General features: G+C 66.5%; 14 protein-coding genes and 1 pseudogene. 10 read left to right on the forward strand and 5 right to left on the reverse strand.

Features of this window, described 5'->3' with window-relative positions; all coding sequences use genetic code 11:
• Positions 1-54 precede the first annotated feature (54 nt).
• Genes NIBR502770_RS03375 through NIBR502770_RS03390 form a run of 4 tightly spaced genes read left to right on the forward strand, consistent with a single transcriptional unit; the run spans position 55 to position 4,277 of the window.
• The gene (locus NIBR502770_RS03375; protein WP_141181031.1) at positions 55-1,017 is read left to right on the forward strand and encodes an aldose 1-epimerase family protein; all 963 of its coding nucleotides are present in this window, start codon (positions 55-57) and stop codon (positions 1,015-1,017) included.
• A 36-nt stretch (positions 1,018-1,053) separates the two neighbouring features.
• Positions 1,054-2,397: an AI-2E family transporter gene (locus tag NIBR502770_RS03380; RefSeq protein ID WP_246857384.1), complete on the forward strand. Its 1,344-nt coding sequence runs from the start codon at positions 1,054-1,056 to the stop codon at positions 2,395-2,397.
• 3 nt (positions 2,398-2,400) lie between these two features.
• Positions 2,401-3,639, forward strand: coding sequence for a threonine ammonia-lyase (gene ilvA / locus NIBR502770_RS03385; RefSeq protein ID WP_141161183.1), 1,239 nt, complete (start codon positions 2,401-2,403; stop codon positions 3,637-3,639).
• An 8-nt stretch (positions 3,640-3,647) separates the two neighbouring features.
• The gene (locus NIBR502770_RS03390) at positions 3,648-4,277 is read left to right on the forward strand and encodes a rhomboid family intramembrane serine protease (RefSeq protein ID WP_141181032.1); all 630 of its coding nucleotides are present in this window, start codon (positions 3,648-3,650) and stop codon (positions 4,275-4,277) included.
• A 114-nt stretch (positions 4,278-4,391) separates the two neighbouring features.
• Here NIBR502770_RS03390 and greA read toward each other — a convergent pair whose 3' ends face one another.
• Together greA and NIBR502770_RS03400 are read right to left on the reverse strand one after the other, a co-directional pair.
• Positions 4,392-4,886, reverse strand: coding sequence for a transcription elongation factor GreA (greA, locus tag NIBR502770_RS03395; RefSeq protein WP_141161181.1), 495 nt, complete (start codon positions 4,884-4,886; stop codon positions 4,392-4,394).
• Positions 4,887-5,037: 151 nt separating this feature from the next.
• Complete coding sequence (locus NIBR502770_RS03400; protein WP_141161180.1) at positions 5,038-5,496, reverse strand: DUF4307 domain-containing protein; 459 nt, start codon at positions 5,494-5,496, stop codon at positions 5,038-5,040.
• 130 nt (positions 5,497-5,626) lie between these two features.
• On the opposite strand from NIBR502770_RS03400, the gene mca reads away from it, so the two are divergent.
• Positions 5,627-6,532 (forward strand): mycothiol conjugate amidase Mca, encoded by a 906-nt coding sequence (gene mca / locus NIBR502770_RS03405; RefSeq protein ID WP_141161179.1) that lies wholly within the window; start codon positions 5,627-5,629, stop codon positions 6,530-6,532.
• A 97-nt stretch (positions 6,533-6,629) separates the two neighbouring features.
• Entirely contained in the window at positions 6,630-6,971 is a 342-nt protein-coding gene (locus tag NIBR502770_RS03410) for a hypothetical protein (protein WP_141181033.1), read from the forward strand.
• Between the two features lie 27 nt (positions 6,972-6,998).
• Here the strand turns inward: NIBR502770_RS03410 and NIBR502770_RS03415 are convergent, their stop codons facing one another.
• Positions 6,999-7,742 carry a hemolysin III family protein gene (locus NIBR502770_RS03415; protein WP_371416486.1) on the reverse strand — a complete coding sequence of 248 codons (744 nt, stop codon included), beginning with the start codon at positions 7,740-7,742 and terminating at the stop codon, positions 6,999-7,001.
• 148 nt (positions 7,743-7,890) lie between these two features.
• Here NIBR502770_RS03415 and NIBR502770_RS03420 point away from each other — a divergent pair, with 148 nt between their 5' ends.
• Entirely contained in the window at positions 7,891-8,652 is a 762-nt protein-coding gene (locus NIBR502770_RS03420) for an isoprenyl transferase (RefSeq protein WP_141161648.1), read from the forward strand.
• A 239-nt stretch (positions 8,653-8,891) separates the two neighbouring features.
• Positions 8,892-10,310, forward strand: coding sequence for a PhoH family protein (locus NIBR502770_RS03425; RefSeq protein ID WP_141161177.1), 1,419 nt, complete (start codon positions 8,892-8,894; stop codon positions 10,308-10,310).
• Positions 10,311-10,508: 198 nt separating this feature from the next.
• Here NIBR502770_RS03425 and NIBR502770_RS03430 read toward each other — a convergent pair whose 3' ends face one another.
• Positions 10,509-11,156, reverse strand: coding sequence for a GNAT family N-acetyltransferase (locus NIBR502770_RS03430; protein WP_141161176.1), 648 nt, complete (start codon positions 11,154-11,156; stop codon positions 10,509-10,511).
• 42 nt (positions 11,157-11,198) lie between these two features.
• Positions 11,199-11,993 carry a hypothetical protein gene (locus NIBR502770_RS03435; RefSeq protein ID WP_141181034.1) on the reverse strand — a complete coding sequence of 265 codons (795 nt, stop codon included), beginning with the start codon at positions 11,991-11,993 and terminating at the stop codon, positions 11,199-11,201.
• A gap of 60 nt (positions 11,994-12,053) precedes the next feature.
• Between NIBR502770_RS03435 and NIBR502770_RS03440 the strand changes: the two are divergent.
• Positions 12,054-12,598, forward strand: a pseudogene (locus NIBR502770_RS03440) (prepilin peptidase).
• A gap of 42 nt (positions 12,599-12,640) precedes the next feature.
• Positions 12,641-13,111, forward strand: a complete 471-nt coding sequence (locus NIBR502770_RS03445; protein WP_141161173.1) for an NUDIX domain-containing protein — start codon at positions 12,641-12,643, stop codon at positions 13,109-13,111.
• Positions 13,112-13,165: the final 54 nt, after the last annotated feature.

Raw genomic sequence — 13,165 nt, forward strand, 5'->3', positions numbered from 1 at the left:
AGTAACAGAGTGGCGGGATGGAGGTGCCCGGCCGCCCGTTGTACGGTAATCCCCATGACTGCCTTTTCCAAAGGGGAAGCCACGGCCCCCGCCCCAGCCCGGCCCTGTGCCACAGGCCGGCAATTCGAGCTCCGCCGCGGCGACGCCGTAGCCGTAGTGACCGAACTCGCCGCCGGCCTCCGTTCGTTTAGCCGGGGCGGGGTCCTCCTGACCGAGACCTACGGCGATGACGAGATTGCACCGGGCGGGGCCGGCATCACGCTGGCTCCCTGGGCCAACAGGGTGGAGGACGGACAATGGTTCCTCGACGGCAAGAAGCAACAACTGGACATCACGGAAGTGTCCCGGAACAACGCCAGCCACGGCCTGCTTCGAAATGCCGGCTACGTCCCGGTCGGGGAATCCCCGCACGCTGTGGCGCTGGAGGCCACCGTGTTTCCGCAGCACGGCTACCCGTTCCTGGTGCGGCACCGGGTGGAGTACCAGCTTTCGGAAGACCTGGGGCTGCAGGTCCGGCAGACACTCACCAATGACGGTGCGGCGGCCGCACCTTTCGTCCTCGGCGCGCACCCCTACCTGCGGGTCGGTGACACTCCGACCGGGGACCTGCAGTTGACAGTGTCTGCCGGGACCCGCCTGGTAACCGATGAGCGCCTCATCCCGCGCAGTGCAGCCCCGGTGGACGGGGACGTTGATTTCCGGGCCGGCCGGCACATCGCGGACCTTGCGGTGGACGTAGCCCTGACGGACCTCCGCTTTGAGGAGGGTGTGGCCAGGCATACCCTGGCCGCGGGTGACGGCAGCAGCGTCTCGCTCTGGCAGGACGAATCCTGCCAGTACGTCCACGTCTTCGTGAGCACGGTCTATCCGGGCCGGACGCGGGCGGTCGCCGTGGAGCCGATGACGGGACCGGCCAATGCCTTCAACTCCGGCGAGGGCCTCCGGTGGCTGGCGCCGGGGGAGTCCTTCAGCATGGAATGGGGAATCGACTACACCCCCGGCACGGCAGGGCAGTAGTTTCCCATTGGAGCGGCGCTGGGGAAGTATTGGTACATGACGCCACAAGAGGACGACGTTACCTTTGCCCATCCAGCACCGGTGCCCCCGGTGCCGGCACCTGCCACCGCAGCGGCCCCCCTGCGGGTGCTCACCGACCGTGAACTGGACAAGGACATCCCTTACGGCATCCGCATCGCCGCCTCCTGGTCGTGGCGGCTGGGCCTGATCCTCCTGATGGCCGGGACGCTGGTGTGGCTGCTCAGCCACATCACCCTCCTGATTATTCCCATCATGGTGGCCGCACTCCTTGCCGGGCTGCTCAGCCCAGTCACGTCATGGCTGAAGCGCCGCGGGCTGCCCGCAGGACTGGCCGTCGCACTGACCGTGATCGGTTTCATCGGCGTCATCGCCGGAGCGCTGGCACTGGTGGGCAGGCAGCTGGCGGTCGGTTTCGGCGAACTCTATTCCCAGGCCCTCGAAGGCGTCCGGCAGGTCCAGGACTGGCTGTCCAGCGGGCCCCTGCACCTGACCGCCACCCAGATCGACCAGTACGTCAAGGACGCCACCGACGCACTGCAGAACAACAGCAGCAGCATCCTCAGCGGCGCCCTGTCCTTTGGCAGCACTGCCGGACACTTCGCCGCCGGCATGCTGCTCTCGCTGTTCATCCTGATCTTCTTCCTCCTGGAGGGGGACCGGATCTGGGCCTTCCTGGTCAGGATGCTTCCCCGCAAGGCCCGGGCAGCAACCTTCGGTGCCGGCCACAAGGGCTGGGCATCCATGGTCAGCTACGCCCGCATCCAGATGTTCGTGGCCGCCGTCGACGCGCTGGGCATCGGCGTGGGCGCCGCCATCATCGGCGTCCCGCTCGCTCTTCCCCTGGGCGTGCTGGTGTTCCTCGGCTCCTTCATCCCCGTGGTGGGCGCCCTGGTGACCGGCGTCGTAGCCGTCCTCCTGGCCCTGGTGGCCAACGGTCCCGTGAACGCCCTGATCATGCTGGGCATCGTCCTGCTGGTCCAGCAGCTCGAGGGCCACATCCTGCAGCCCCTGGTCATGGGCAAGGCAGTGTCACTCCATCCGGTCGCCGTGATCCTCAGCGTTGCGGCAGGCTCGTACCTCGCGGGCATTCCCGGCGCGCTGTTCTCCGTGCCGATTCTCGCCGTAGCAAACTCGGCCGTTCGCTACATTGCCGCCAGAACGTGGGAACATGAACAAGTGCCGGTAATCGCCGGGAGGCCCATCACAGCCGGAGCGGGCGGGGACAACACCATCGAGGACGTTGAACCGCCAACTGCATCCGACGCCGGGAACGGCCCGGAAACCGGCACGTCATCCGAGCACCGTGATGCCCGCGCCGCCTCTCCGGAGGGCACCGGGGCAAAACCCAGAGGAGAGTAGTCCGTGAAGATCCTTGAAACCCTTCCCGTCACACTGGACGATGTCCTTGAGGCGCAGAAGCTGCTTGACGGGATCATTGCGCGCACCCCCGTTGAATCGTCCCGGGCACTGGGAGGAATGGTGGGCGGCGACGTCCATTTCAAATGCGAAAACCTGCAGCGTGCCGGTTCCTTCAAGGTCCGGGGCGCCTACGTCCGCATGGCCCGGCTCTCCCCGGAAGAGAAAAAGCGGGGCGTCGTGGCAGCTTCGGCCGGCAACCACGCCCAGGGCGTTGCAGTTGCCGCCAAAAGCCTTGGCATCAAAGCCCGTATCTACATGCCGCTGGGCGTGGCGCTGCCCAAGCTCGCCGCCACCCGGAGCCATGGAGCCGAAGTCATCCTGCACGGGCACAACGTGGACGAGGCGCTCGCCGAAGCCCAGCGCTACAGCGATGAAACGGGCATGGTCTTTGTCCACCCGTTCGACAATGTGGACGTCGTGGCAGGCCAGGGGACCGTAGGCCTGGAAATCCTGGAGCAGGTCCCCGACGTCGACACGGTCCTCATGGGCGTGGGCGGCGGCGGGCTCCTGGCAGGAGTCGCGGTGGCCATCAAGGCCCGCGCCAGGGAACTCGGCCGGGAGATCCGCATCATCGGCGTCCAGGCGGAGAACGCCGCCGCCTACCCGCCCTCACTCGCCGCTGACGCGCTGGTGCCCCTGAAGAAGGTCTCCACCATGGCGGACGGCATCGCCGTGGGACGTCCGGGACAGCTGCCCTTCAGCATCATCCGCGAACTGGTTGACGATGTGGTCACCGTCAGTGAAGACTCCCTGGCCCGCGCCCTGATCTTCCTGCTCGAGCGGGCCAAGATGGTGGTGGAACCCGCCGGGGCAGTGGGTGTCGCCGCACTCATGGACGGCAAGATTGAAAACCCCGGATCCACCGTGGTGGTCCTTTCCGGGGGAAACATCGACCCGATGCTGATGCTGAAAGTCATCCAGCGCGGCCTTTCCGCTGCCGGACGCTACATGACCGTGCGGATGATGCTCGACGACCGCCCCGGTTCGCTGGCAACCATCGCCCGCATCATCGCCGAAAACGACGCCAACGTCACCGGCCTGGACCACACCAGGGTGGGCGGCTCCATCAGCATGGGCGATGTCTCCATCACCGTAAACCTCGAAACCAAGGGCCACCAGCATGGCGAGCAGGTCCTCAGTGCACTTCGCGCCGAGGGTTTCCAGCCGATTGTCGTGCACTAGGAACGGCCATGGCCGGGCTGGGTGACGGACTGGGGAGCGGCGGGCGCGGCCCGGACCGGCAGACAATCGCGACGCGCGCCAAAGCCGGACTGCTGGTGCTTGGCGGATTCGTGGCACTCCTGTTCGCCATCGAAGTGGTGAACACGATGATGCTGGGCGCCCTTACGCGCACCTTCGGGCTGCGGCCCAGGAGCGCCGACGGGCTGCTGGACATCTTCACCTTCCCGCTGCTGCATGCCAACCTGAACCACCTGCTGTCCAACAGCCTGCCCCTGGTCATCTTCGGGTTCTTGGTCTTCCTTTCCGGGCTGCGGGTCTTCCTCACGGCGCTGGCCTTCAGCTGGCTCGGCAGCGGAGTGGCCGTCTGGCTCATCGGCGACGGTGTCACGGTGGGCGCATCCGGGCTTGTCTTCGGGCTCTTTGCCTTCCTCCTGGTCCGTGGGTTCTTCAACCGCAGCTGGCGGCAGATACTGCTCGCAGTTGTCCTCTTCATGGGGTATGGAAGCATCCTGCTGGGTGCCCTTCCCTTTGTAGCGGGCTACGTCAGCTGGCAGGCGCACCTGGGTGGCGCTGCCGGCGGAGTAGTGGCGGCGCTGCTGCTGCGTCCCCGTGTCCCCGTGCTTCCGCGGGAGGCCTGACTCCGGTCCCGCCTCCCCACCGCACACCGTGCGCACATAAAAGCGGCGGCCGTCCCCTGGTGGGGGACGGCCGCCGCTCTCTGCAGGACCGGCTTCGTGCCGGTCCTGGCGGTATTAGCCGGCGTAGGGCTTGGCGGAGAGAATCTCCACCTTGATGTCCTTGCCGTTGGGCGCAACATAGCTGAGGGTCTCGCCCTCCTTGTGTCCCAGGATGGCCGCACCGAGGGGAGACTTCTCGCTGAAGACATCCAGGTCAGAGTCGCCCGCGATTTCGCGCGACCCCAGCAGGAACGTCTCCTCATCGCCGGCAATCCTGGCAACCACGATCATGCCGGGCTCCACGATGCCGTCATCGGCAGGCGCTTCACCCACATGGGCGTCCCGGAGCAGTACCGTGAGCTGGCGGATGCGGGCTTCGATCTTGCCCTGCTCCTCCTTGGCCGCGTGGTAGCCCCCGTTTTCCTTGAGGTCCCCCTCTTGCCGCGCTGCTTCAATCTTCTGGACGATCTCCGCCCGGCCTGCGCCGGAAAGGTGGTCCAGCTCTGCCTTCAGGCGGTCAAAAGCTTCCTGGGTGAGCCAGGCTGCAGATGCGCTGTTGGTGGTAGACACGGACTTCTCCTCTAGTGGTCCTACATGCAAAAGACCCCGCCACGGTGGCCACTTGTGGAACAGTAACCAGCTCAGCGGGGTAAAGGTATCTCCCCATTGTAGTCAATCCTCTGGAGATAACCCAACAAGCAAGCGTCGCGCATCACATCCTTTACGACGCTCCGGCGGGAATCCAGCAGCTGTCCACCACGCCCGACACGGACGCCGACTCCGTACGCAACGTGACGCGCTGGGCCACTGTCCTGCCGCCGTCGGCCGTCCTGTCCGCTGCCGACGGCGGAATGTCCACCACCTTCCAGCCCACCACCGCGAACTTGGAGTCCAGCGCCTTCACGGCACACTTGACGGGGTTGGCCGGTTCCCTGGTGACCTGGAAGTCCACTTCCGCCAGCGTGGCATCGGTGGTGCTGTATCCCACGTCCTTGTACGTCACCCCTGACAGCGAGTTGGAAGTGGTCACCCATGCCAGGAAGCCGATTCCGACAACGAGCGCGGCGCCGATCGCAGTCCGGGCGGCTTTGGGGGAGAGCCGGCGCTTTTTAGCACCATACCGATTGGCTAGGCTAGTGTCTGCGGGCGCGGATTGGGCCGGCTGGTCCGGGGAAGTCACCAGACCAGTTTAGTGCCCTTTCCGCCGGGCTCTTCGCGGCGGCTGCGGCTGCCGCCCGGGCCGATGCACCCCGACCAACAACCATAAGCTGCCACAAGCCGCGCACAACGAATAAGGAGCCGTCCCCTCCATGACAGCGTCCAGCAACTCCCAGGTTCCGCTCCGGCTGCTCGCGGTCCACGCCCACCCGGACGACGAATCCAGCAAGGGCGCTGCGACCATGGCGATGTACGCGTCAGCCGGTGTCGACGTCCTGGTGGCAACCTGCACGGACGGGTCCCGCGGTGACATCCAGAACCCCGCCATGGAAGGCGTACCGCACCCCAAAAGGGACATGGCCGGCGCCCGGAGGCTCGAGATGCAGCAGGCCGCCGCAATCCTGGGCATTAAGCAGCGGTGGCTTGGTTTCGTTGACTCCGGCCTCCCCGAAGGGGACCCGCTTCCGCCGCTCCCCGCCGGATCCTTCGCCACCCTTCCGCTCCAGCAGGCAGCGGCGCCCCTGGTCCGACTGGTGCGGTCCTTCAAGCCCCACGTAATCCTGAGCTATGACGAGAACGGCGGCTACCCCCATCCGGACCACATCATGGCCCACCGGGTAGCCGTGGAAGCGTTCGAGGCAGCGGGCGATCCCGAACGCTACCCCGGGGCGGGGGAGGCCTGGGAGCCAAGCAAGCTCTACTACGACCGTGCCTTCAGCCCGGAAAGGTTCCGGGCGCTGCACTTTGCCCTCGAAGAGGCGGGGCTGCAGTCTCCCTATGCGGAGCGCCTGGCGGCCTGGCTGGAGTCGGATGCGGAGGGCCACACGCCACCCCCTGCCGCGCACCCCACCACCACCCAGGTGGACTGCGGCGACTTCTTTGAAATGCGCGACGACGCACTGCGCGCCCACCGCACCCAGGTGGACCCCCTGGGGTTCTTTTTTGCGGTGTCGCCGGACATGCAGCGCAGGGTCTGGCCCTGGGAGGACTATTCCCTGATCCACTCGCGGGTGCCCTCCGAACTCCCCGAGAAGGACCTGTTCGCCGGGCTAAGATAGACACGCAGGCTATTTCTATCTTGCGTAGAAGACAGGCGCGGCGAGGGGCCGTTTCCTCCGCGACCTGCTGCATCCGTTCCACCAGAAGGTATTTACCGTGCATTCTCTGCTCTTGAGCCTGGCCACCACGCCGAGCCCGCTGCCCACTCCGACGCTCCGGGACGGAATTTCCGAGGACCAGGTGACGCCGGGCCTGCTGGGCTTCATCATGACGGCGTTCTTCGTTGTGGCCACCGCCCTGCTCATCGTGGACATGGTGCGCCGCATCCGCAGGGTCCGCTACCGCGCCCAGGTGGAGGAAGAACGCCTGGCGGCCGCTGCCGAGGCAGACATCGACGCAGCGGACGCGCAGGACGGGCTCGACGGCGGCACGCGCCAGGGAGCGCCGAAGGCCGACGGAACCGGTCCCGCCGACGGGCTTTCACGGCCCCGCGAGTAGGGAAGGCCCGGCGGCGGTTCGGCGAATCTACGCAAGGACCGCCAGGGCAATCGCCACGAAGTGGGCCGCGAAGGCAAGCACTGTCAAGGCGTGGAACAGTTCGTGGAAGCCGAAGTGGTGGTAACTGAAATTGGGCTTCTTCAATGCGTAGAACACAGCGCCCGTGATGTAGAGGACCCCACCTACGCACACCAGGACGGCTGCCGGCATGCTGGCCTGGAAGAACTGCGGCAGGTAGAAGAGCGCACCGCAGCCCAGTGCGATGTAGATGGGAACGTAGAGCCAGCGCGGTGCGTCGGTCCACAGCAGCCGGAACAGGACGCCGAGGATGGCTCCGGCCCAGATGACCCAGAGCAGCACCACCGCCTGCTGCCGCTCCAGCAGGGTCCAGGCCAGCGGAGTGTAGGTTCCGGCGATCACCAGCATGATGTTGGTGTGGTCCAGCCGCTTCAGGACCAGCTTGACCCGCGGGGACCAATTGCCGCGGTGGTAGACGGCGCTGACTCCGAAGAGCAGGACGCCCGTGGCAGCGTAGATGGCCGTGGTGATCCGCCGGTCCGGGGTGGGGGCAAGGGCAACCAGGAGGATCCCGGCGGCCAGTGCCAGCGGGGCCGTGACCGTGTGGATCCAGCCGCGCCATTTCGGTTTGATCATCAACAGTTCCGCCAGTCGGACCGCGGCGTCATCCACTGCGCTGGGCTCCGGATCCGCACCGGCGTTCCTGTCCTCCGGCCGGGGTGCCGGGGAGGCCTGCGGAGAGTCGCTGTTCATGGCACCAGAATAACTTACGGACCGGTAAGTTACCGCCGGGTAACTTCCTGCGAACGTCTCTCGCTCCGTGCCGCCTGTCCCGGGGGACGGCTGGCGGTAGCCTAGGATGTGGATGTACGTACGGCAGGAAAGTCAGGTGAGTGGACGCGTGGAGTTGCCCGGGTTCCTCTATGGCTATTACGAGCGCCGGCTGCTTAAGGATCTGCCCCGCGACCGCATTCCCCGGCACATCGGTGTCATGGTGGACGGCAACCGGCGCTGGGCCAAGCAGTTCAATGCCCCCACCGCCCAGGGCCACCAGGCCGGTGCGGACAAGATCCACGAGTTCCTGGGCTGGTGCCAGGAGCTGGGCGTCAAAGTGGTGACGCTGTACATGCTCTCCACGGACAACATGAACCGCTCCAGCGAGGAACTGGACCTCCTCATGGGCATCATCGCTAATACCCTGGACAGGCTGGACGAAGACGCCAATATTTCCGTCCATGCCATGGGTGCCCCGGAGCTGCTGCCGGACTACCTGGCCGAGAGGCTGAACAAGCTCACCGCCAGGACCCCGGTCCGGGAAAAAATCCACGTGAACGTGGCCGTGGGGTACGGCGGGCGCCGGGAGATCGTCGACGCCGTCCGGGAACTCCTCCATGATGCCGTGGCCAAGGGCATGGACATCTCCAAGCTCGCCGATGACCTGTGCGTCGATGACATCTCACGCTTCCTCTACACGCGCGGCCAGCCGGACCCTGACCTGGTCATCAGGACATCGGGGGAGCAGCGGCTCTCCGGGTTCCTGATGTGGCAGAGCGCCTACAGCGAGTTCTACTTCTGCGAGGCCTTGTGGCCTGCCTTCCGCAAGGTCGACTTCCTCCGTGCCCTCCGGGACTACGCCGGCAGGCAGCGGCGCTTCGGCGCCTGAAACCCCCGGTTCATCACGAGTTCATAGATCCGCCGGAGAAATCGCCGTCAAATAGTTGCGGAAATGGGCCGCCGTGGATTTACGTTATATCCATCAGCAGGCAAAACCGCCGGCTGATCGGGGAGGCCAATACATGGAGCGGAACATCGCGCCGGTTGTATGGGAGGCCGGACCCGGCCTCGTGGCCGAGCCGCCTCACCAATAACAATTCCGGGCTGGCGCCCGGGGCTGGAGTCGATGTGGCTACTTCTGAACAACTGCCCGAGGTCCTTGTTGGACAGGGCGGAAAAGCTACCTCTCGCGCCGAGCGAGCCACCTCTGAGGCCGGCGCAGCAACTGATGCTGCGGCCGGTTTTGCTGTCTCCGGAAGGGAAGCCGACATCCACACCTTCGTCATTGACACCTCCGTCCTGCTCTCCGACCCGCGGGCACTCCTGCGGTTCGCCGAACATGAGGTGGTGGTCCCCGTCGTCGTCATCACCGAGCTCGAAGCCAAGCGGCACGATCCGGAACTGGGATACTTCGCCCGCAATGCCCTGCGCCTCCTGGACGACCTCCGGGTCAAGCACGGCGGCCTGAACAAGCCCCTTCCCATCGGGGACGAGGGCGGCACCCTCATGGTGGAGCTGAACCACATCTCCGCGGAGGTGCTGCCCCTGGGGTTCCGCAGCGGGGACAACGACAGCCGCATCCTTGCCGTGGCCAAGAACCTGGCCAACGAGGGGCGCAACGTCACGGTGGTCTCCAAGGACCTGCCCATGCGCGTCAAGGCCTCCGCCATGGGCCTCACGGCCGATGAGTACCGCAATGAGCTGGTCAAGGACTCCGGCTGGACCGGCGTCGCGGAAATCGACGCGGACGAACAGGAGATCGCCACCCTTTACGGCCACGAGCCCGTCTTCATCCCCGCCGCCGCCGAACTGCCCGTCAACACCGGTCTGGTGCTGCTCTCCAACCGCGGCTCCGCACTCGGCCGGGTGGGCGCGGACAAACAGGTGCGCCTGGTCAAGGGCGACCGTGACGTCTTCGGCCTCCACGGCCGGTCCGCCGAACAGCGCCTGGCCATCGACATGCTGATGGATCCCGGCGTCGGCATCGTGTCCATCGGTGGCCGGGCCGGCACCGGCAAGTCCGCGCTGGCCCTCTGCGCGGGCCTCGAGGCCGTGCTGGAACGGCGCGAACACCGCAAGGTGATCGTCTTCCGGCCCCTCTATGCGGTGGGCGGCCAGGAGCTGGGCTACCTGCCGGGTTCGGAGTCCGAGAAGATGAACCCGTGGGCGCAGGCGGTCTTTGACACCCTCGGGGCCCTGGTCAGCCAGGAAGTGGTGGAGGAGGTCATGGACCGCGGCATGCTCGAGGTCATGCCACTCACCCACATCCGCGGACGCTCCCTCCACGATGCCTTCGTCATCGTGGACGAGGCCCAGTCCCTCGAAAAGAACGTCCTCCTCACGGTCATGAGCCGCATGGGCCAGAACTCCAAGATCGTCCTTACCCACGACGTCGCCCAGCGCGACAACCTCCGCGTGGGGCGCCACGACGGGATTGCCGCCGTCGTCGAAACCCTGAAAGGACACCCCCTCTTCGGCCACGTCACCCTCACCCGCTCCGAACGCTCGCCCATCGCAGCCCTGGTCACGGAACTGCTCGAAGGGTAGGTCGCTTAGTGAGGGGCCGTGGCCGGGTTCGCCGGGCCACGGCCCTTCGTGCCTTTCGGTGGCTGGGTACGTCCGCCCCAAGCCCTTCGCCGTCGCTTAGACACCTCCCGGCGCGGTGCTTCGGTCGCTGGGCGACCTGCGCAACGCTCTGGTCGGCGATGCGCTCCTACGCGAAGGACTTGGGCCGGTCTCGTGCAGTCAAGTCACCTTAAGGAACCTTGCCACTGCCTCGTGGCCCTCGACCTGCAGCTCCCAGTCGGGGCGGTTGAAGGTTTCCGGGGTGAGGCGGACGTGCTGGAGTGTTTCGACTTTGGTGCCCCAGGCTCTGCGGGTGGTGCCGTTCAGTTCGTAGCCGAGGGAACGGGAGACGCCCAGGGAAGCGCTGTTCCAGGCCGCGGCTTCGGACTCGGCCACTTCGGCGCCCAGCCTGTCAAAGGCCCAGAGCACGACGGCGGCACGCATCTCCCTGCCCAGCCCGCGGCCCTGGACGGACTGCTTAAGCCACGAGCCGGTGGTGACGGTCTTCCGGACCGCAAACTCCTTGGCACCCACATCCTGGCACCCGATGAACTGCCCCTCATGCCAGATGCCCAGGAGCAGCGTCCAGTCCTCGGGGGTGAACCCGCCGCGGCAGCGCCAGTACCAGCGGGCCATGTTGGGGCCAAGCTCGTCGTCGGGCAGTTCTGTCCACGGCGTGCTGAAAGGGTTCCTGGCGGCCTCGTGGATGCCGCTGCGGGCGGCGGCGACCGCCGCCGGGATGTCCTGGTCAGTGATGGGTCGGAGCTCCAGCCGGGGCGTGGCCAGCCGGAGGTCGAACAGGGGCCAGAGTGTGTTCAGCGTGGTCATCCGCGAAGCCTAGCCGACGGGCGCGGACGGAGCCTGTCACGTTCAGGCCGGTATGTCCCAGCTGATGTGCCGGCGGACATCGGTGAGGTTCATGGACTGGGCCAGGAACAGGTCATCCAGCATGTACTCGTCCACGGCGATGATCCGGATCCAGTGGCCATATCCCTCCGTTTCCGCTTCCAGCGACTGGCTGGACACACAGACGCCGGTGTCCATGTCCACGCGGAGGAGGGACTTGCCGGGCAGGCACAAGGGAGCGGCAGGATCGGCGGGACGGTACGCAGGGTTGGGAACCACCACGGCTTCAAGGACTGGCCTGCCTTCGTGGTCGGCGTACCGCGCCTCCCGGATGTCCAGCGCGTTGCTGCCGGGAAATTCGATGGGCACCGGTGCGTTGCCCGCAAGCTCCACGGGATCCAGGGCGGCCGAGAGGCGTCCGTTGCCGAAGCCGGGCTCGCCGTAGGCTGCCTCGGGGCGGCGCCGTACCAGCCCGCGGTCGTCATAGACGGGCGTGACCAGGTGCGGAGGGAGGAGCCAGGATTTGCGTGTGGCGCTTACATAGAAAACGTCGCGGGAATCGTTAATGCCCGTGGTGCTGTGGAGGATCAGCCGCTCAGGGCTTTCCAGGCGGAGCGCGCCCGGACGTCGCAGCCAGGCGCGGATGAAGGGTGCACCCGGGGCAGGGGCTGAGGCGAAGGCCTGGTCCCAGTACTCGAACCGCAGCGACTGCCACTTCCAGGGGGAGGACCGGCACAGGTTCCGGAACACAGCGGCAAGGTCCGCCGGGGCGGCAGGAGAGTCCGGAGCCGGGCTGCGCCGGGAGTCCCAGGTCGACATATCCACATTTTACGCGGCAGCGCTACGGCGGGAATGGGGGGATCCAGTAGCATCCGAGGGGTGATCGGACGACTCGGTGAACTCTGGCAGCACACCCCGCTTGCCTTCTGGCTGGTTCTGGCGGCCTGCCTCTACTTCGCGGTGATGGCGGTCCGGCTGACCATCATCGACGTCCGGCACCACCTCCTGCCCAACCGGATCGTCTTTCCGTCCTATGGCGTGGCCGGGGTGCTCCTGCTGGCGGCAGCAGCCATCGCCTGGGCCGGCCCGCTTCCGGATGCGGGGGCGGCACCGGCTTCCTTTCCACCCCGGCCGTGCGCGTGGTGGCGGGGGCAGGAATCCTGTGGCTCTTCTACTTCGTCCTCCGCTTTGTGTACCCGCCGGGCATGGGGTTCGGCGACGTCAAACTGGCAGGAGTGCTCGGCATGTACTTGGGTTACCTGAGCTGGGGGCACCTGTTCGCGGGAACCTTCCTGGCTTTCCTGCTGGGCGGCCTGTGGTCCCTGGCCCTTCTGGCAGCCCGGCGTGGGACCTTGAAATCGTCCATCCCGTTCGGACCGTTCATGCTTGCCGGAGCCGCGGCCGCCATGCTGCTTCCCGCATGACCGCGGGGTATGCAGCCCCCGGGGGTTGGATAGGCTGGCCCTATGCCTGCCCCTGAGTATGTCCTGAAGCTGCGCAAGAAGATCGGCAACGATCCCATCTGGGTTCCTGGCGTGCGCGGCGTGGTGGTGGATGACGCCGGCAGGATCCTGCTGGCCCAGCGGGCTGACAACGGCCAGTGGGCCCTGGTCAGCGGCATGCTTGACCCTGGCGAGCAGCCGGCACGCGGGCTGGTCCGGGAGATTTTCGAGGAGACGGCCGTGGTGGCCGAGGCTGAGCGGGTGGTGTCCGTGGGCGCGGTAGGTCCGGTCACGTATCCCAACGGTGACGTCTGCGAATTCCTGGACGTGGTGTTCCTGTGCCGCTACGTCTCCGGAGAAGCCAGGGTCAATGACGACGAATCCCTGGCTGTCGGCTGGTTTACCCTTGACGACCTTCCCGAGCTGATGCCCGGCCACCTCACCAGCATCCGGCAGGCGCTGGCCCCCACAGCAGCGGTCCACTTCGAGCCGTAGCGGCGGGACGCTTAAAGAAACAGGGGCGCCGCAACCCCCAAAGATTGCGGCGAC

Origin of the sequence: Pseudarthrobacter sp. NIBRBAC000502770 (genome assembly GCF_006517815.1) — a bacterium.
In the GTDB taxonomy this organism is placed as follows: Bacteria; Actinomycetota; Actinomycetes; order Actinomycetales; family Micrococcaceae; genus Arthrobacter; species Arthrobacter niigatensis.